This window comes from Arthrobacter sp. MPF02 (assembly GCF_046605375.1).
In the GTDB taxonomy this organism is placed as follows: domain Bacteria; phylum Actinomycetota; class Actinomycetes; order Actinomycetales; family Micrococcaceae; genus Arthrobacter.
The window spans coordinates 2,328,004-2,346,014 of sequence record NZ_CP176772.1 but is presented as its reverse complement, the minus strand read 5'-3'; the positions used below and the strand labels follow the sequence as shown (position 1 = coordinate 2,346,014).

19 protein-coding genes are annotated in these 18,011 nt (G+C 64.8%); 18 read left to right on the top strand and 1 reads right to left on the bottom strand.

Features of this window, described 5'->3' with window-relative positions; all coding sequences use genetic code 11:
- The first annotated feature begins 2 nt into the window (after positions 1 to 2).
- The 6 genes from thrB to ACLH0K_RS11025 all read left to right on the top strand — a co-directional run bounded on the left by thrB (position 3) and on the right by ACLH0K_RS11025 (position 7,220).
- Positions 3 to 977, top strand: coding sequence for a homoserine kinase (thrB, locus tag ACLH0K_RS11050; RefSeq protein WP_411373649.1), 975 nt, complete (start codon positions 3 to 5; stop codon positions 975 to 977).
- 292 nt (positions 978 to 1,269) lie between these two features.
- The gene (gene rho / locus ACLH0K_RS11045; protein WP_411373648.1) at positions 1,270 to 3,393 is read left to right on the top strand and encodes a transcription termination factor Rho; all 2,124 of its coding nucleotides are present in this window, start codon (positions 1,270 to 1,272) and stop codon (positions 3,391 to 3,393) included.
- A gap of 264 nt (positions 3,394 to 3,657) precedes the next feature.
- The gene (gene prfA / locus ACLH0K_RS11040; RefSeq protein WP_411373647.1) at positions 3,658 to 4,731 is read left to right on the top strand and encodes a peptide chain release factor 1; all 1,074 of its coding nucleotides are present in this window, start codon (positions 3,658 to 3,660) and stop codon (positions 4,729 to 4,731) included.
- Between the two features lie 12 nt (positions 4,732 to 4,743).
- Positions 4,744 to 5,616: a peptide chain release factor N(5)-glutamine methyltransferase gene (gene prmC, locus ACLH0K_RS11035; protein ID WP_411373646.1), complete on the top strand. Its 873-nt coding sequence runs from the start codon at positions 4,744 to 4,746 to the stop codon at positions 5,614 to 5,616.
- A 12-nt stretch (positions 5,617 to 5,628) separates the two neighbouring features.
- Positions 5,629 to 6,462 (top strand): L-threonylcarbamoyladenylate synthase, encoded by an 834-nt coding sequence (locus tag ACLH0K_RS11030; protein WP_411373645.1) that lies wholly within the window; start codon positions 5,629 to 5,631, stop codon positions 6,460 to 6,462.
- Positions 6,462 to 7,220, top strand: a complete 759-nt coding sequence (locus ACLH0K_RS11025) for a WecB/TagA/CpsF family glycosyltransferase (RefSeq protein WP_411373644.1) — start codon at positions 6,462 to 6,464, stop codon at positions 7,218 to 7,220. Before ACLH0K_RS11030 ends, ACLH0K_RS11025 begins: the two co-directional genes overlap by 1 nt.
- 10 nt (positions 7,221 to 7,230) lie before the next feature.
- Here the strand turns inward: ACLH0K_RS11025 and ACLH0K_RS11020 are convergent, their stop codons facing one another.
- A complete protein-coding gene (locus ACLH0K_RS11020; RefSeq protein ID WP_411373643.1) occupies positions 7,231 to 8,127 on the bottom strand; it encodes a glycosyltransferase in 897 nt (298 codons plus the stop codon).
- Between the two features lie 285 nt (positions 8,128 to 8,412).
- On the opposite strand from ACLH0K_RS11020, the gene ACLH0K_RS11015 reads away from it, so the two are divergent.
- The 12 genes from ACLH0K_RS11015 (at position 8,413) to ACLH0K_RS10960 (ending at position 18,009) form a co-directional block, all read left to right on the top strand.
- A complete protein-coding gene (locus ACLH0K_RS11015; protein WP_411373642.1) occupies positions 8,413 to 9,525 on the top strand; it encodes an MraY family glycosyltransferase in 1,113 nt (370 codons plus the stop codon).
- A gap of 107 nt (positions 9,526 to 9,632) precedes the next feature.
- A complete protein-coding gene (locus tag ACLH0K_RS11010) occupies positions 9,633 to 10,115 on the top strand; it encodes a hypothetical protein (protein WP_411373641.1) in 483 nt (160 codons plus the stop codon).
- Positions 10,108 to 10,446 (top strand): hypothetical protein, encoded by a 339-nt coding sequence (locus ACLH0K_RS11005; RefSeq protein ID WP_411373640.1) that lies wholly within the window; start codon positions 10,108 to 10,110, stop codon positions 10,444 to 10,446. Before ACLH0K_RS11010 ends, ACLH0K_RS11005 begins: the two co-directional genes overlap by 8 nt.
- Positions 10,447 to 10,527: 81 nt before the next feature.
- Positions 10,528 to 11,328 (top strand): F0F1 ATP synthase subunit A, encoded by an 801-nt coding sequence (atpB, locus tag ACLH0K_RS11000; RefSeq protein WP_411373639.1) that lies wholly within the window; start codon positions 10,528 to 10,530, stop codon positions 11,326 to 11,328.
- Positions 11,329 to 11,432: 104 nt separating this feature from the next.
- Positions 11,433 to 11,636, top strand: a complete 204-nt coding sequence (gene atpE, locus ACLH0K_RS10995) for an ATP synthase F0 subunit C (RefSeq protein ID WP_009356484.1) — start codon at positions 11,433 to 11,435, stop codon at positions 11,634 to 11,636.
- 51 nt (positions 11,637 to 11,687) lie between these two features.
- The gene (locus ACLH0K_RS10990; protein WP_411373638.1) at positions 11,688 to 12,239 is read left to right on the top strand and encodes a F0F1 ATP synthase subunit B; all 552 of its coding nucleotides are present in this window, start codon (positions 11,688 to 11,690) and stop codon (positions 12,237 to 12,239) included.
- The gene (locus tag ACLH0K_RS10985) at positions 12,239 to 13,066 is read left to right on the top strand and encodes a F0F1 ATP synthase subunit delta (protein WP_411373637.1); all 828 of its coding nucleotides are present in this window, start codon (positions 12,239 to 12,241) and stop codon (positions 13,064 to 13,066) included. The genes ACLH0K_RS10990 and ACLH0K_RS10985 overlap by 1 nt, the downstream gene beginning before the upstream one ends.
- A gap of 78 nt (positions 13,067 to 13,144) precedes the next feature.
- On the top strand, positions 13,145 to 14,782 hold the full coding sequence (atpA, locus tag ACLH0K_RS10980; protein ID WP_411373636.1) for a F0F1 ATP synthase subunit alpha: 1,638 nt from the start codon (positions 13,145 to 13,147) through the stop codon (positions 14,780 to 14,782).
- Positions 14,783 to 14,854: 72 nt separating this feature from the next.
- Complete coding sequence (locus tag ACLH0K_RS10975) at positions 14,855 to 15,745, top strand: F0F1 ATP synthase subunit gamma (protein ID WP_138138457.1); 891 nt, start codon at positions 14,855 to 14,857, stop codon at positions 15,743 to 15,745.
- A gap of 81 nt (positions 15,746 to 15,826) precedes the next feature.
- The gene (atpD, locus tag ACLH0K_RS10970) at positions 15,827 to 17,281 is read left to right on the top strand and encodes a F0F1 ATP synthase subunit beta (RefSeq protein WP_411373635.1); all 1,455 of its coding nucleotides are present in this window, start codon (positions 15,827 to 15,829) and stop codon (positions 17,279 to 17,281) included.
- Between the two features lies 1 nt (position 17,282).
- Positions 17,283 to 17,567 carry a F0F1 ATP synthase subunit epsilon gene (locus ACLH0K_RS10965; protein ID WP_411373634.1) on the top strand — a complete coding sequence of 95 codons (285 nt, stop codon included), beginning with the start codon at positions 17,283 to 17,285 and terminating at the stop codon, positions 17,565 to 17,567.
- A gap of 10 nt (positions 17,568 to 17,577) precedes the next feature.
- A complete protein-coding gene (locus tag ACLH0K_RS10960; RefSeq protein ID WP_411373633.1) occupies positions 17,578 to 18,009 on the top strand; it encodes a DUF2550 domain-containing protein in 432 nt (143 codons plus the stop codon).
- The last annotated feature ends 2 nt before the right edge of the window (positions 18,010 to 18,011 follow it).

Below are 18,011 nucleotides of genomic sequence, written 5' to 3'. Positions count from 1 at the left end.
CCTTGGACACCACCTCGCAGGCCACTGTCGGCCTGCAGCTTATCGAGTCCGGCCAGCGCGTTACCGTCCGGGTTCCCGCCACAACGGCCAACCTCGGACCCGGCTATGACAGCCTCGGCCTCGCTCTCGCGCTGCACGACACCCTTACGGTGGAGAGCCTGGACACCGACGAGCTCGTGTTCGACCTCCGCGGCCAAGGTGCGGACACGTTGCCGCGGGACGCCAGCCACCTGGTGGTCCGGGCAATGGACACCGCCTTCGAACGGCTGGGGTTCCGGCATGGCGGCCTGAAGATCACCGCTGAGAACGTCAACCCGCACGGCCGCGGCCTGGGCTCCTCCGCTTCCGCCGTCGTCGCCGCCGTATCCGCGGCCAACGCCATGGTGCCGGCCGGGCACCGGCGCGGACAGGACTGGATCCTCCAGCTCACCAGCGAGCTGGAGGGGCATCCGGACAACGTCGCTCCCGCGATTTTCGGCGGACTGGCGCTGTCATGGCAGGACAGTGACCAGTACAGCAGCACCAGTGCCACCGTGGCGGAATCCGTCATTCCCATCGTGGCAGTCCCGGATTACGAGCTCTCCACCGAAGCTGCCAGGGCCCTGCTGCCCGCCTCGGTGGGACACCACGCAGCCGCGATGAACTCCGGGCGCGCGGCGCTGCTGATTCACGCGCTGACGCACAAACCGGAATTCCTGCTGGCGGGGACCGAGGACTACCTGCACCAGAGCTACCGGGCCCAGGCGATGCGGCCCAGCGCGGCACTGATTGCCGCGTTGCGCTCGGCCGGGCATGCCGCCGTCGTTTCCGGTGCCGGGCCCACCGTCCTGGTCCTCGCCGACGGGGAGGGAAAGGCTGCCGAAGCGCTGGAATTCATCGCATCATTCACCGCTGCAAACACGCCGGATGTGTCCTGGCGCGTGCTGAAGCTCGCAGTGGACGTTGAAGGTGCTAAGGTGGACATGCACCGGCGGTAATTCCGCCTATCTGATCTGCTCCTGCTCTCAGTTGCTATTTGATCTCCTACTGCGAATGTATTCCGGTGCCGCCTGCTTGGTCTGACGCAGGAATCTGCAGCATCCAACTGCCCCTGGAACGTCAGTCCGGCGTTTCGCCATGGCGGAGCGCAGGGTGAATCAGTATCCGGCCCTGCTGGCCGAAATCCAACCGGCAAGGCCGAAATCCCGGCTGCAGATCTGAACTGCAGCCCAGATCAAATCATCGCGCCCAGCTCCCAGTCTGGACGCCGTCGAGGGGGAAGGATCCTTCGTGACCGAAACCACTGAGCTGTCACCAGCTGTGGAACTATCATCTTCCGCTGCCGAGGCAACGGCAGCTCCCGCCAAGAGCAGCGGCCTGGCCGGCCTCAAGCTTGCCCAGCTGCAGGCCCTTGCCAGCCAGCTGGGCATTTCCGGCGGCTCGCGCATGCGCAAGGGGGACCTGGTTTCGGCCATCTCCGCCCACCGCGCCGGCACCCCTGCCACCAAGGCTCCGGCCAGGACGGCGGAAAAGGCTTCCGAGAACGTGGTTGCTCCGGTGGTTTCCGCTCCCGCCGAGGCTCCCGCGACGGAAGCGCCTGCCGCCGAAGCTCCCGCGGCTGAGCCCACCCGCGCCCGCCGCGGCCGCAGCCGGCGAGCGGTCAGCGACGGCGTCGTAGCCCCCTCCGCGCCGGAAGCTGCAGCAGAGGCTCCGGCAGCCGAGGCTCCCGCGCAGGCTCCCGCCGAAGCGCCTGCAGCACCGGAAGCCGCCGAGGCGGAGGCCGCTCCGGAACGCCGCCAGCCGCGCACACGCAACCGCCGCCGCGGCGAGGCAGCCGCAGTCCAGGAAGCCCCTGCGGAGTCGCCCGCCGAGCAGCCCGCGGCAGAGCAGGCAGGCGTGGCGCAGGCCCCTGCTGAACAGCGCACCGAAGCCCCTGCCCCCGAAACCGCCGAGGCCGGCCAGCGCACCGACCGTCGCGAAGGCCGCGGCCGGGGCCGCGACGCCGACGGCGGCCGCGACAACGCAGGCAGCCGTGAGGCAGGCCAGCGCGAGGGCGGGCGCCGCGAGGACAGCGATGACACCGACGGCGGCAGCCGCCGGAACCGGCGCAACCGCCGCGACCGCAACGACCGCTCCGGCAGCCAGGACCGCGACAGCAACGCCCGCAACGAGCGCTTCCGCGACCGCAACGACCGCCGTCGTGGACGTTCGCAGGGACCTGACGTCGATGACATCGAGATCACCGAAGACGACGTCCTGCTGCCCGTCGCCGGCATCCTGGACGTGCTCGAGAACTATGCGTTCATCCGCACCTCCGGTTACCTTCCCGGCCCGAACGACGTCTACGTTTCCCTCGCACAGGTCAAGAAGTACAACCTGCGCAAGGGTGACGCCGTGGTGGGCGCCATCCGCGCACCCCGCGACGGCGAAGACCGCGGCCAGCAGTCCAACCGGCAGAAATTCAACGCCCTGGTCCGCGTCACTTCCGTCAACGGCAAGACCGCTGAGGATCTCAAGGACCGGGTTGAATTTGCCAAGCTGGTGCCGCTCTACCCGTCCGAGCGCCTGCGCCTGGAAACCGACCCCAAGAAGATCGGCCCCCGCGTCATCGACCTCGTGGCACCCATCGGCAAGGGCCAGCGCGGCCTGATCGTCTCCCCGCCAAAGGCCGGCAAGACGCTCATCCTGCAGTCGATCGCCAACGCCATCACCACCAACAATCCTGAGGTCCACCTCATGATGGTGCTGGTGGACGAACGCCCCGAAGAAGTCACCGACATGCAGCGCACCGTCAAGGGTGAGGTCATCGCCTCCACCTTCGACCGACCCGCCGATGACCACACCACGGTGGCCGAACTGTCCATCGAACGCGCCAAGCGCCTGGTGGAAATGGGCATGGACGTGGTGGTCCTGCTGGACTCCATGACCCGCCTGGGCCGCGCCTACAACCTGGCAGCACCGGCTTCCGGCCGCATCCTGTCCGGCGGTGTCGATTCCGCAGCCCTCTACCCGCCCAAGCGCTTCTTCGGCGCCGCCCGCAACATCGAAAACGGCGGCTCGCTCACCATCCTGGCAACGGCCCTCGTGGAAACCGGGTCCAAGATGGACGAGGTCATCTTCGAAGAGTTCAAGGGCACCGGCAACATGGAACTGCGCCTGTCCCGCCAGCTGGCCGACAAGCGCATCTTCCCCGCCGTGGACGTCAACGCCTCCGGCACCCGCCGCGAAGAGAACCTGCTCTCGCCCGAGGAAGTCAAGATCATGTGGAAGCTGCGCCGCGTCCTCTCCGGACTCGAGACCCAGCAGAGCCTTGAACTGCTCACCAACAAGATCCGGGAAACCCAGAGCAACGTCGAGTTCCTGATGCAGGTCCAGAAGACGACGCTTGGTGCGAAGTCGGATAACGACAAATAGCGCCCGTCTGAGCCGCTGATTCTGCTGCCCCCGCCCCTACGCTGGGAGGCTTCCGATCTTCGATCGTTAGCCTCCCAGCTTCGGCAGGCCCGATGCCACTCCCGGGGCAGCAGAATCAGCGGCTCGTTTCGTCTGTCCGTCACCTTCCACGTCCAGGCGGAAAACCCGCGCGATCAGCCCCAACTCCCCGGGTGCTCCCGCCCGCTTTTGGGAGTGGATTCCTGCGCCCGACTAAAATGAGCGCAGAACGAAAGGTTTTGAAAAATGTTTGAGTCCGTACAGGGCCTGCTTGATGAGCATGATTCCATTCAGGCGCAGTTGGGGGATCCTGCTGTTTATGCTGACCAGCGGCTTGCCCGGAAGCTTGGGCGGCGGTCGGCTCAGCTCAATGGCATTGTTGAGGCCTACCACCGGTGGGAGGGGCTGCGGGACGATCTTGCCGCTGCCAGGGAGATGGCGTCAGAGGACCCCGAGTTCGCTGCGGAGGTGCCCGAGCTCGAGGCTTCGCTTGAGGCTGCCGCCGCGAAGCTTCGCCGGCTGCTCATCCCGCGTGACCCGGACGATGCCCGCAACGTGATCCTCGAGGTCAAGGGCGGCGAAGGCGGCGACGAGGCCGCTCTGTTCGCCGGCGACCTCCTGCGCATGTACACCCGCTACGCCGAATCCCGTGGCTGGAAGACCGAAATCATCTCAGCCACCGAATCCGACCTCGGCGGCTACAAGGATGTCCAGGTCGCAGTGAAGGGCAACTCGAACGACCCCGCCGAAGGCGTTTACGCCCGGCTCAAGTTCGAAGGCGGGGTGCACCGCGTGCAGCGCGTGCCCGTCACCGAATCGCAGGGCCGCATCCACACGTCCGCCGCCGGCGTGCTGGTCCTGCCGGAGGTTGACGAGCCGGAAGAACTCGAGATTAACCAGAACGACCTCAAGATTGACGTGTACCGGTCGTCCGGTCCGGGCGGACAGTCCGTGAACACCACCGACTCCGCCGTCCGCATCACCCACCTGCCTACCGGCATCGTTGTGGCCATGCAGAACGAAAAGTCGCAGTTGCAGAACCGGGAAGCCGGCATGCGCGTGCTCCGGGCCCGCCTCCTGGCCCATCAGCAGGAGCAGATCGACGCCGCCAACTCCGAACAGCGGAAATCCCAGATCCGTACCATGGACCGCTCGGAGCGCATCCGCACGTACAACTACCCGGAAAACCGCATCGCGGACCACCGCACCGGCTACAAGGCATACAACCTGGACCAGGTCATGAACGGCGACCTCGAACCGGTCATCCAGTCCGCCATCGAGATGGACGAACAGGCGCGCCTGGACGCCCTGGCCGAGTAGCTCCCGCAACGGATGACGATCGGGCCGGGCCAGTCCCTCGCGGCGGCAGTCAGCGAGGCCACTGCCATCCTCCGCGACGCCGGTGTCCCCAGTCCCCGCGTGGACGCTGAACTCCTCGCGGACCACCTCCTCAACGTTGGCCTGGGCCGGCTCCGCGCACTGATGCTCGCTGATACTCCGGCGCCGGGGGGCTATGCGGAACTGGTTGCGGAGCGGGCGGGGCGGGTACCGCTGCAGCACATTACGGGCGTTGCGCACTTCCGCTACCTCGAACTCGCGGTAGGACCCGGTGTGTTCATCCCCCGCCCCGAGACCGAGTCGGTGGTCCAGCTGGTCATCGACCGCATCAAGCCGATGCCCTCGCCGCGGGTGGTGGACCTGGGCACCGGATCGGGCGCCATCGCCGGGTCCATCGCGCACGAAGTCCCTGCTGCCGAGGTGCACGCGGTCGAGTTCAGCCCGCTCGCCCACGCGTGGGCAGCGAAAAACCTTGCGCCCCTTGGCGTCCACCTGGTCCTGGGGGATCTCAGGGACGCACTGCCGGAACTCAACGGAACCTTCGACGTCGTGGTATCCAATCCGCCGTACATTCCGGCGGAAGCCATCCCCAACGAGCCCGAAGTCGCGCTGCACGACCCGCCCGAGGCGTTGTACGGCGGGGGAGCGGACGGAATGGAACTTCCGACGGCGGCAGCGGCCTCGGCTGCCAGGCTCCTGCGCCCGGGCGGCTACTTCGTCATGGAACACGCCGAGGTCCAGGCCGGCTGGATCGCCACCATGATGGCCAGGGCCGGCATCTGGAGCGGCATCACCACGCACCAGGACCTGAACAACAAGGAACGCGCCACCAGCGCCGTACTCGCGGAACCGGACCACTCGGAATGAAAGAATAGGCCAGTGACCACAACCTATGACTGCACCGTTGACGACCAGCGCGCGCAGGGACTTGAGCATGCCCAGCGCGCCATCAGCGAGAAAAAGTGCGTGGTGTTCCCCACGGACACCGTCTACGGAATCGCCGCGGACGCCTTCTCTCCACAGGCCGTCACCATGCTCCTTGTGTCCAAGGGACGCAGCCGCACCATGCCGCCGCCGGTTTTGATACCGCGCATCAACGCTCTGGACGGACTGGCCACGGAGGTTTCGGCAGACGCCCGCAAGCTCGCCGAGGCGTTCTGGCCCGGAGGTTTGACCCTGATCCTGCACGCGCAGCCGTCGCTGGACTGGGATCTCGGTGAAACCAAGGGAACGGTGGCGCTGCGGATGCCGGACGACGAGATTGCCCAGGAACTCCTGACCCTCACCGGTCCGCTGGCCGTGTCGTCGGCCAACCGCACCGGGCAGGCTCCGGCGCAAACGGCTGCCGCTGCCCGCGAGCAGCTTGCCGACTCGGTCGAGGTTTACCTGGAAGGCGGCTTCCGCCCCGCCGAAGGGGAACTGGCCGTTCCGTCCACCATCGTGGACGCCACCGGGCCCCGGCTGCGCGTGGTGCGCAACGGCGCCATCAGCCTGGACCAACTCCGCGAGCACGTGCCCGGCATGCTCGGCCTGGGCGAGATCCCAATGGCCGAGGAAGAACCGGCTGCGGAAGAACCGGTTGGGGAAAAGCCTGCGGCCGCTCCGGTTGGTCCTGCCGCTCCTGTTGCTTCCGGAGGTTCCTCCGTTGCCACGCCGGAAAGCGGCGTTCCCGCAACGCAGGAAGCCGCTGCGGACCAGGGCAAGCAGCCTTGATGACGCTGGAACGCCAGCGGATCCCGTTTCTGGAGGTTGATGCCACCCCGCTCCGCGTTCCGGAACTCGTGGCGGAACTCACCCGGTACGTCCAGGACGGGTCCACCAGGACCGTCCTCGGGCATAACCTGCACAGTGTCACCCTGACCCTGGCGGACGACGGCTTCCGTAACCTCTACGAGCAGAGCGATATTGTGCTCCTGGACGGAGCGCCGGTGCTGTGGTTGTGGGGGAGGACCGGCAATGCCGACGGACCTGTCATGGATTACCGCCTGGGTTCCACGGACTGGCTCCCGGCGCTTGGCCAGGTGCAGGGCCTTGAACGTATTGCCGTCATCGGTGCCGGCGCCCAGGCGAACGCAGGCGCCGTCGCGAGGCTGAAGGCCATCGTCCCCGCCGCTGCGGTGACCGGCTTTCCCGGCGAAGGCTGGGATGCCGACCTGGAAGAGGCCGCCCTGCGGTGGCTGCAGGGGGAGCAGCCGCAGCTGGTCCTGCTGGGCCTTGGCATGCCGCTTCAGGAGGAGGTCCTGCAGCGCAGGCTCGCTGAAATGCCGCCGGCAGTGTATTGCGCGGTGGGCGGAGCCATCGAGCAGCTGGCCGGAGTCCAGAAACTCGCTCCGCGCTGGCTGGGCCGGCTCGGCCTTGAATGGGCCTGGCGGCTGCTGGTGCATCCGCGGCGGGTTGCGTACCGGGTGTTCGGCGAGCCGTGGGTGCTGCTGTGGCTCCTTGCCCGCAAGCGGCTGAACCGGGGGAAGTAGGCCTGTCCGGCTAGAACTCCTGGTCCTCCAGCGGCGCGAATCCCTTGCCCCGCAGGCCGGTGCTGAAGGACCTGGCCCAGCGGACGAAGCCTGCAGGGTCGCGCCGCTGCAGGAAATATCCCAGGTACCCGCCGACGTCGGCCACCAACGAACGGACCCGGAAGTAGCGGCGGATCAAATAACCGCGGTTGCGGTAGTAGTAGTACTGCTTGAACTCACCCTCTGGAACGATGACGTGCCAGCGCGCGCCGAAGACGTGCCGGGTTTCGGAGAATGCATGCGGATGACTGATGGCGGTGGTTGTCACCGTTCCGAAGCGGATGCCCGCCTTGCGCAGCCGGATGGTGAAATCCACCTCGTCCCCGCGGATGAAAAGGCGGATGTCCGGCAGCCCCACCTTGAAAAACACATCGGAGCGGATCAGCGCACCGTTGAAGAAGTGGCCGTCGTTGGGCAGGAAGCCCAGTTTCTCCACCTCCGCCCGCTCGTGGGTGACCTTGCCGTCCAGGCGGAAAAAGAAGGACAGGCGGTCCGGATGGCCCGGCGCCGTTACCAGCGGGACCACGGCCTCCAGGTCGCGCGCCTCAGCCTCCCGCAGCAGCGTGGCAAGGCATTCCGGATCGGCGGGTTCGGCGTCGTCATCCATCATCCAGATCCACCTGGCTCCGCTGGCCACTGCCTTCAGTGCAGCGAGGGCAAACCCGCCTGCGCCGCCAAGGTTGGCCTCCGAACGGATGTAATCGACATTGGCATGCCGGCCGGCCACCTCACTGGCCGGCTCCGTACCGCTGTCCACCAGGCAAATCGTGTCCACCGCGGCCGTCTGGGCATTAATCGAGTCGAGCAGCACGCCCAGTTCCTTCGGGCGGTTGAAGGTCACGGCGGCAACTGCGATGCGGGGTCTCATGGGGGTCCTTTCAGCATGGCTGCCAGGGGTTTCCCCGCTCGTAATGCGCCCGTGTGGCGCGAAGCCATGAAGCCGGTGGCGCTAGTATCTTTGACTAGAGTCCACTGTAATACAGCCCTGTAAGGCACTGCGCACAGGCAAGATGCGCTGCCTGCTGCGCGCTCGGCGACGGAGAAGTTTCATTTACCGAAGAACAGATTCCCTGCCAGTGAGCCCACCCGCCGGGGAGCTGCCGATGCTGTTCCCCGGGTCCATTTCCACTTTCGTCGAAACGGCCGATACCCCATGATCATGTACCTGCTCATGGGGCTGACCGCCGCGGTCGTGTCCTATGCGGCGACGTGGGGCGCCCGGGTAGTCGGCCACCGGCTTGAGCTGCACCTGCCCATCCGCAGCCGCGACGTGCACTCCACACCGGTTTCCCGGCTGGGCGGCGTTGCGATATTCCTGGGCGTGATGGCCGCGTTGATCGTGGCAAGCCAGTCCTTCTTCGTCAAGGACATCTACCGGAACAACTTCTCGCCCTGGGGCGTGCTGGCCGGCGCCGCCGTGATCGTCCTGGTAGGCGTTTTGGACGACCTCCTCGACATCCGGTGGTGGATCAAGCTCATTGGCCAGAGCGCGGCCGCACTCACCGTGGCGGTCTGGGGTGTCCAGATGACCATCGTGCCCTGGATACCGGAACCTATCTACCTGGAAAACGAAACCATCCGCGTGGTGCTCACTGCAGGGTTGATCGTCACCACCATGAATGCGTTCAACTTCATCGACGGCCTCGACGGGCTGGCGGCCGGTGTGGCCATCATCGGCGGCACTGCGTTCTTCTTCACGGCGTACTGGGTCCACCGCAACGCCATCCTCCTGGACTACTCGGACCTGGCCACGCTCATCACGGCAGTTCTCGTGGGGAGCTGCCTGGGCTTCCTGCCGCACAACTGGTTTCCGTCGAAGATCTTCATGGGGGATTCCGGCGCGATGCTGATCGGACTCCTCATGGCCTCCGCCGGCGTGGTGTCCACCGGGCAGATCACCTCCGGGCTGTACGACCGCGCAAACGGTATTTCCACCGTGATTCCCATCCTGCTGCCGTTCGCGGTGCTGTTCCTCCCGCTGCTGGACCTTGGCCTCGCGGTGGTCCGCCGGACCGCCCGGGGCAGGTCCCCGTGGTCGGCGGACCGCGGACACCTGCACCACAAGCTGCTGGACATCGGCTACTCGCACCGGACAGCAGTCATCCTGATGTATCTCTGGACCGGCGTGCTGTCTTTTGGCGGGTTGGCGTTCGCGGTCTTCCCCTGGCAGATCGTGCTCTCCGTGGACCTCTTCGCCACCCTGGTCATGGGGCTCGTCACTGCCTGGCCCTACCTTGCCCGCAGGAGCGATGAAACTCCGGCGTAACGACGGTGCGGAAAAATTTCTATCTCATGTAGAATTTAGGGGCAGCCAAAGCTGTTCCTCCACCCCCGCCATAGGCCACCAGCCTTGCTGACGACGATTGGGTTCGCATGACCTCCAACGCCGACTCCGGACCTGCGTCCGGCAAAGGACACGTTGGTGCTTCCGGTCCCGTCACTTCACTCTGGCTGCACCTCCTGAAGCTCAGCGCCGCAGCTGCGGCGTCCGGCCTGGTGCTGTGCGCCGCCCTGGCGGCACTGCTGCATGGTACGTCCGGCGCCGTGTCCGCTGTGCTGGGCGGGCTCCTGGTGATGCTGTTCTTCGGGATCAGCCTCCTGATTGGCCACTTTGTGGGGCGCAACAACCCCTCCGGGGCCGTGGGAATGTTCGTCGCCACGTACTTCATCAAGGTTGTGGGGTTCGCCGCCGTCCTGTTTGTGGTCGGCGCCCCGCAGTGGCTGCACAGCCGCTGGTTCGTGGCCGGAGCCGTTACCGCCGTCGTCCTGTGGCAGGCAGCGGAGCTGTACGGTTTCAGCAAAGCCCGCCTGCAGATCTTCAACGATCCGGAAAACAAGGATGCCCCCGATGCGTGACCCGAAGAAGCCCGGCAAAGCGTCCGGCGGACAGCGCCGTTCCGGCATCTCGGCGCCCGGTGTCTCCGCCGACAATTCCAACGGCGGATACAACGCCGGAATGGCTGTCTTCAGCTACATCATTGGCGGAATCATCGTCTGGAGTTTGATAGGGTGGGGACTGGATTATCTGTGGGGAACGCGCTGGATTGTGCTCGCAGGCGCTCTGCTTGGAGCCGTCGGAGGTTTTTACCTTTCCCACATGCATGGCCTCACCAGTCCCCGGAAAAACGCTGGTGAGCGTCCTGCTGCCAGCGGGCCGTCCACGGACGGCGACACGAATGCCAAATAATTTCACAGGGGGAACAGCAGGCCGCGAGGCTGCCGGTCCCCGCCCAACGCCCAATGATGGACACTGCAGAGAGGAAACGCGTTGATCGCGCTTGCGCTCCCGGCCCAAGATTCAGGAGAGTTTACTCCTCCTGGTATTAACGAAATGCATTTGCCGGCAATCCTGCCGTGGGGTGCCGCAGAAGGATTCTCCAAGCAGATGCTGCTGGTCCTCCTCTCTGTCGTCATTATCGCCGCCTTCTTCGTGCTGGCCGCACGCAAGCGGCAGCTGGTACCCGACAAGCTCCAGTTCGCCGGCGAAGCCGCCTACGGCTTCGTCCGCAACGGCATCGCCAAGGACATCATCGGCGGCAGGGACTTCATCAAGTACGTCCCCCTGCTGTTCAGCCTGTTCTTCTTCATCCTGGTCAACAACATCTATGGCGCAATCCCGCTGCTCCAGCTCCCGACGTTCTCACATGTCGGCGGCGCCTACGTCCTGGCCGGCCTGGTTTACTTCACCTGGATCGCCATCGGCATCAAGAAGAACGGCATCCGCTACTTCAAGCTGGCCACGGTTCCCTCCGGTGTTCCCTGGTTCATCCTCCCGATCGTGGTCCCCATCGAGATCATCTCGAACTTCCTGGTCCGGCCCGTCACGCACAGCCTCCGACTCTTCGCCACCATGCTCGCCGGCCACCTGATCATGATGATCGCCGGCTCCGGCATCGAGTTTCTGGTGATGCAGGAAAACATCCTGCTCAAGGGCACCTCGCTCCTGGTCCTGGCCGGCGCCATCGCCCTGTACATGCTCGAGGCTTTGATCATGGTCCTGCAGGCCTACGTCTTTACCCTGCTGACCGCGATCTACATCGAAGGCGCGCTGCACGCCGACAGCCACTAGGCCCGCTGCCGGCCTGCTCCGGCAAGCACACACAGAATTCCCCCTGGGGGGATAAAGCAACCCAAACAACCTGCCACATTGGTGGCATCTTGAAAGGAAGAAAAATGGAAGGCAATCTCAACCTCGTAGGTTACGGTCTGTCCGCAATCGGCGGTGGTATCGGTGTTGGCCTCGTATTCGCTGCTTACATCAACGGTGTTGCACGCCAGCCGGAAGCACAGCGCGTGCTGCAGCCGATCGCGTTCCTTGGCCTTGCGCTGACCGAAGCCCTCGCCATCCTCGGCCTGGTCTTCGCCTTCGTTCTCTAGTCCTAGAGCGAAGCGAACTAACAGAACCGAGTAGAAAAGGACGGGTGAAAAATGAATCAGCTGATCACTTCAGCCGCCACTGAGGGCGAAGTCAACCCCCTGATGCCCAACCTCTGGGAAATGGGCGTTGTCCTCGCGGGCTTTCTCATCCTCTTGTTCATCGTGGTCAAGTTCGTTGTCCCGATGTTCGAAAAGACCTTTGCCGAGCGTGCCGAGGCCATTGAAGGCGGCATCGCAAAGGCTGAAAAGGCCCAGGCTGAGGCGTCTGCTGCACTCGAAGAGTACAAGCAGCAGCTGACCGACGCCCGGACCGAAGCCAACCGCATCCGCGAGGAAGCCCGCGCCGAAGGTGCCCAGATCCTCGCGGATCTGAAGGAGAAGGCAGCTGCCGAATCCGCACGCATCACGGCCCAGGCCCATGCACAGATCGAATCCGAGCGCCAGGCTGCTGTTGTAGCCCTGCGTTCGGAGGTGGGTTCCCTGGCTACCACCCTCGCCGGACGCATCGTGGGCGAGTCCCTGGATGACGACGCGCGCGCAGCACGGGTCGTTGACCGTTTCCTGGCAGATCTGGAGACCCAGAACGCAGGTGCAGCTAAGTAATGGCAGGCGTATCGAGCGAATCGCTGGCAACAGCACTGGCCGCCCTGGAGGCAAAGCTTCCGACGGCGTCGCTGCAGCTGGCAAAGGAACTCTTCGGAATTCTGGGAATGGTGGACAGCTCGGCTGGCTTGCGCCGTGCCCTGACTGACCCGTCCCGCAACGGTGACGAAAAGTCGGCGCTGGTCAAGCAGCTGGTTGGCGGTAAAGTCTCCGCCGATGCTGCGGAGATCGCGGGCGGACTGGCCAGTTTGCGCTGGGCATCGGCGCGGGATATCGGCGATGCACTCGAGACTCTTGCCGCAACGGTGGTCATTTCCGTTGCTGAAAACAAGTCGGCCGTTTCTGCCTCCGGAATCACCGGCCTGGAAGAGCTGGAGAACGACCTGTTCGCCTTCAACCAGGCTGTTGCCTCCAACCACGAGGTACAACGTGCTCTGTCCGAGCCACAGGCCAGCGCAGCCGCAAAGGCTGCCCTCGCCGAAAAGCTGGTGCCCGGTGTCAGCGAGGAAGCAAAGGTCCTCATCACGCAGGCTGTAACGCAGCCGCGCGGCATCAAGGCAACCCGCCTGGTGGAACGGTTCGCCGAGCTGGCGGCCAAGCGGCAGCAGCGCTGGATTGCAACGGTCAGCGTGACCCGCCCCCTGACGCAGACGCAGCTGGCACGCCTCCAGGCGGGCTTGAACGCACTGTACGGGCGGGAACTGAAGGTCAACATCAACGTTGACCCGTCACTCATTGGCGGCATACGCGTCCAGGTAGGCGACGAAGTGCTCGACGCTTCGGTCATCACCCGCCTGGGCGAGCTGCAACGCCAGCTGGCCGGCTAGCCGGACAAGCACAACCCAACTGATAGAAACCCCGGTCACCCTCGGGTGATCACAAAAACAGGAGAGCAGGGACTGCAGATGGCCGAATTGACCATCAACGCCGACGACGTCCGTAATGCGCTGAACGAGTTCGCGGCGTCCTACGAACCCGGAAACGCAGAGCGCGTAGAGGTCGGCCGCGTAACCACCGCTAGTGACGGCATCGCCCGTGTTGAGGGCCTTCCCTCGGTCATGGCGAACGAACTGCTGCGCTTCGAGGACGGCACCCTGGGCCTGGCCCAGAACCTTGACGTCCGCGAAATCGGCGTCATCATCCTCGGCGACTTCACCGGCATCGAAGAAGGCCAGGAAGTTCACCGCACGGGACAGGTTCTGTCCGTGCCCGTCGGCGACGCCTTCCTCGGCCGTGTTGTCGATCCGCTGGGCGTGCCCATCGACGACCTCGGCGAAATCAAGGCTGAAACCACGCGTGCACTGGAACTCCAGGCGCCGGGCGTTACCCAGCGCAAGTCCGTGCATGAGCCGATGCAGACCGGACTCAAGGCCATCGACGCCATGATTCCGATCGGCCGCGGCCAGCGCCAGCTCATCATCGGCGACCGCCAGACCGGCAAGTCCGCCATCGCGATCGACACCATCATCAACCAGAAGGCCAACTGGGCTTCCGGAGATGTTACCAAGCAGGTCCGCTGCATCTACGTCGCGATCGGCCAGAAGGCTTCCACCATCGCCGCCATCCGCCAGACCCTGGAGGAGAACGGCGCGCTGGAGTACACCACCATCGTGGCGTCTCCCGCATCCGACCCCGCCGGCTTCAAGTACCTGGCTCCCTACGCCGGCTCGGCCATCGGCCAGCACTGGATGTACGGCGGCAAGCACGTCCTCATCGTGTTCGATGACCTGTCCAAGCAGGCTGAGGCTTACCGTGCGGTGTCGCTGCTGCTGCGCCGCCCGCCGGGACGCGAAGCCTACCCGGGCGATGTCTTTTACCTGCACTCCCGCCTGCTGGAGCGTTGCGCAAAGCTGTCGGACGAACTGGGCGCCGGTTCCATGACGGGCCTGCCACTGATCGAGACCAAGGCGAACGACGTGTCCGCCTACATCCCGACCAACGTCATTTCCATCACGGACGGCCAGATCTTCCTGCAGTCCGACCTCTTCAACGCCAACCAGCGCCCCGCCGTCGACGTGGGTGTTTCGGTGTCCCGCGTGGGCGGTGCCGCACAGGTCAAGTCCATGAAGAAGGTCTCCGGCACGTTGAAGCTGGACCTCGCCCAGTACCGTGACATGCAGGCATTCGCCATGTTCGCCTCGGACCTGGATGCCGCGTCCCGCCAGCAGCTGACCCGCGGCGCCCGCCTGATGGAACTGCTGAAGCAGGGCCAGTACTCGCCGTTCCCGGTCGAGAACCAGGTTGTGTCCATCTGGGCAGGCACCAACGGCTACCTGGACGACGTTCCGGTTGAGGACATCAGCCGCTTCGAGAGCGAGTTCCTGGACCACCTCAGCCGGAAGTCCTCCATCCTGACCACGCTGGCACAGACCAACGTGCTGGACGACGACACTGTCGCGGCGCTGAAGTCCGCTGTCGTGGAGTTCAAGAAGGGCTTTTTCGGTGAAGGTGACAACCACCTGGTAGGCGCCGGCCACGAGGAGCATGATGCCATCTCCGAGGGCGACGTTGACCAGGAAAAGATCGTCAAGCAGAAGCGCTAGTTCCGAACACCGGGTGTGCCGGGCCGCAGGGTCCGGCACACCCGGTTTACGGAATGTTAGGAAAGGATAAGTATGGGAGCCCAGATCCGGGTCTACCGCCAGAAGATCAGCTCGACCACGTCGATGCGCAAGATCTTCAAGGCGATGGAACTGATCGCTACCTCGCGCATCGGGAAGGCCCGTGCGCGCGTAGCAGCTTCACTGCCTTACGCGAACGCGATCACGCGCGCCGTTTCTGCTGTCGCAAGCCAAAGCGAAATCGACCACCCGCTGACCACCGAGCCGGAGCAGATCCGCCGTGCCGCCGTCCTGGTAATCACCTCGGACCGCGGCCTGGCAGGTTCGTACTCCGCCAGTGTCCTCAAGCAGGCGGAAGGTCTCAACGAGCTTCTCCACGCTGAAGGCAAGGAAGTCAAAACCTACCTCGTGGGCCGGAAGGCACAGGCCTACTTCGACTTCCGGAACCGCCAGTACGCGCGGGTCTGGACCGGAGGGACCGACGCACCCGAGTTCGGCACCGCCCGCGAAATCGGCGACGCGCTGCTGGCCGATTTCGCCGCGGACTTCGAAGACGGCGGCGTGGACGAAATCCACGTTGTGTACACGCGCTTCAAGTCCATGGTGACCCAGGAGCCCACGGTGATCCGCCTGCTGCCGCTGGAGGTAGTGGAAGAGGAAGCCGCCTCCGAGTCGGACCTGCTGCCGCTGTACGAGTTCGAGCCGGAAACCGAGCGGGTCCTTGACGCCCTGTTGCCGCGCTACATCGAGTCCCGGCTGTTCGCGGCCATGCTGCAGGCTGCTGCATCGGAACTGGCTGCCCGCCAGCGTGCGATGAAGTCTGCAGGGGACAACGCCACGGAACTCATCAAGAAGTACACGCGTCTGCGCAACACGGCCCGCCAGGCTGAGATTACGCAGGAACTGTCCGAGATCGTTGCCGGTGCCGACGCTCTCGCGTCCTAGCCCGCATCATCGCGTTCCGCGGAACCTGCACCACAACACATAAACTTAACCCCACGCCATCTACTGAGTGAAGTGAGAGAGATGACTGCCACTGCTACCGAAAACGTAGCCGCAACGGCCGGCGCCACCGGCCGTATTGCGCGCGTAATCGGCCCGGTTGTCGACGTCGAATTCCCGGCTGACGCAATCCCGTCGATCTACAACGCCCTCACCACCGAGATTTCCCTCAACGGTGAGACCAAGACCATCACGTTCGAGACCTCCCAGCACCTGGGTGACAACCTCGTCCGCGCCATCTCCCTGCAGGCCACCGACGGACTCGTCCGCGGCACTTCTGTGGTGGACACCGGTGCCCCCATCTCCGTCCCCGTTGGTGACGGCGTCAAGGGCCACATCTTCAACGTGCTGGGCAAGCCGCTGGACGTTGCCGAGTCTGAGATCCAGGCCGACGCCCACTGGCCGATCCACCGCAAGGCTCCCTCCTTCGCGCAGCTCGAGGGCTCCACGGAGATGCTCGAGACCGGCATCAAGGTCATTGACCTCCTGACCCCCTACATCAAGGGTGGCAAGATCGGCCTCTTCGGTGGCGCCGGCGTGGGCAAGACCGTGCTGATCCAGGAAATGATCACCCGTGTTGCCCGCAACTTCGGTGGTACCTCCGTCTTCGCCGGCGTGGGTGAGCGCACCCGTGAAGGTAACGACCTCTGGGTCGAAATGGAAGAGGCCGGCGTTCTGAAGGACACCGCCCTTGTGTTCGGCCAGATGGACGAGCCGCCGGGAACGCGCCTGCGCGTGGCCCTGTCCGCGCTGACCATGGCGGAGTACTTCCGCGATGTCCAGAAGCAGGACGTGCTGCTCTTCATCGACAACATCTTCCGCTTCACCCAGGCTGGTTCCGAGGTTTCCACCCTGCTGGGCCGCATGCCGTCCGCCGTGGGCTACCAGCCCAACCTGGCTGACGAGATGGGCCTGCTGCAGGAGCGCATTACCTCCACCAAAGGCCACTCCATCACCTCGATGCAGGCCATCTACGTTCCCGCGGATGACTACACCGACCCGGCCCCGGCAACCACCTTCGCGCACCTGGACGCCACCACGGAACTTTCCCGTGAAATCGCGTCCCGTGGCCTGTACCCGGCTGTTGACCCGCTGACGTCCACGTCCCGCATCCTGGATCCGCAGTACATTGGCAAGGACCACTACAACACGGCTGTCCGTGTGAAGCAGATCCTGCAGAAGAACAAGGAACTCCAGGACATCATCGCCATCCTCGGCGTTGACGAACTGTCTGAAGAGGACAAGATCGTCGTCTCGCGTGCACGCCGCATCCAGCAGTTCCTGTCCCAGAACACCTACACCGCAAAGCAGTTCACCGGCGTTGAGGGCTCCACGGTTTCCATCAAGGACACCGTTGAAGGCTTCGCGGCGATCTGCGACGGCGAACTCGACCACATCGCGGAGCAGGCGTTCTTTAACGTCGGCGGCCTCGACGACGTCGAGCGCCAGTGGGCCAAGATCCAGGAACAGACCAAGTAACATGGCTGAGCTTGAGGTTGAGATTGTCGCAGCGGACCACTTCGTGTGGTCCGGAGCGGCCAAGATGGTCAAGGCCCGCACCAGCGATGGTGAAATCGGAATCCTGCCCGGCCACTCGCCCCTGCTGGCGATCCTGGCCGAGGGTGAACTGGCCATCCAGCCGGTATCGGGTGACCGCATTGCAGTAGCTGTTGACGGCGGGTTCTTCTCCGTGGACAACAACCGCGTGGTGATCGTGGCTGACAACGCCCACCTGGGTGGCCTGGCTACCGCTGGGATCCGCTAGCACCACCTTGATGGACGCACCAGGTATTTCGTTCATCGCACTGGCAATCATGTTTGGATTGCTGATTTTTGCACTGTGCCTTTCGGGGGTGCGCCGCTACAACCTGCGGCGTGCCCTCGGCACGGTGGACGCCTCCATCTGCATGGCTGGAAACAGTTGGCAGATGGGGGTTTGTCGTTATCAGGACAACGACCTCGAATGGTTCCGCCTGCTCTCGCTCAGCGTCCGGCCCAAGCACAAGTTCAAGCGGCACTCGCTCGAACTGCTGGGCCGCCGCAAGCCGACGGATGCCGAGGCCGTCAAGGTCCAGCCCGACGTCGTCATCGTGGAACTCCGTTACGAGGGACAGGACCTGAAGCTCGCCATGAAGTTCGACGCCTACACGGGCCTTTCGTCCTGGCTTGAGGCCGGCCCCGTCATCGGCGTGGGGACCTGGCGCTGACC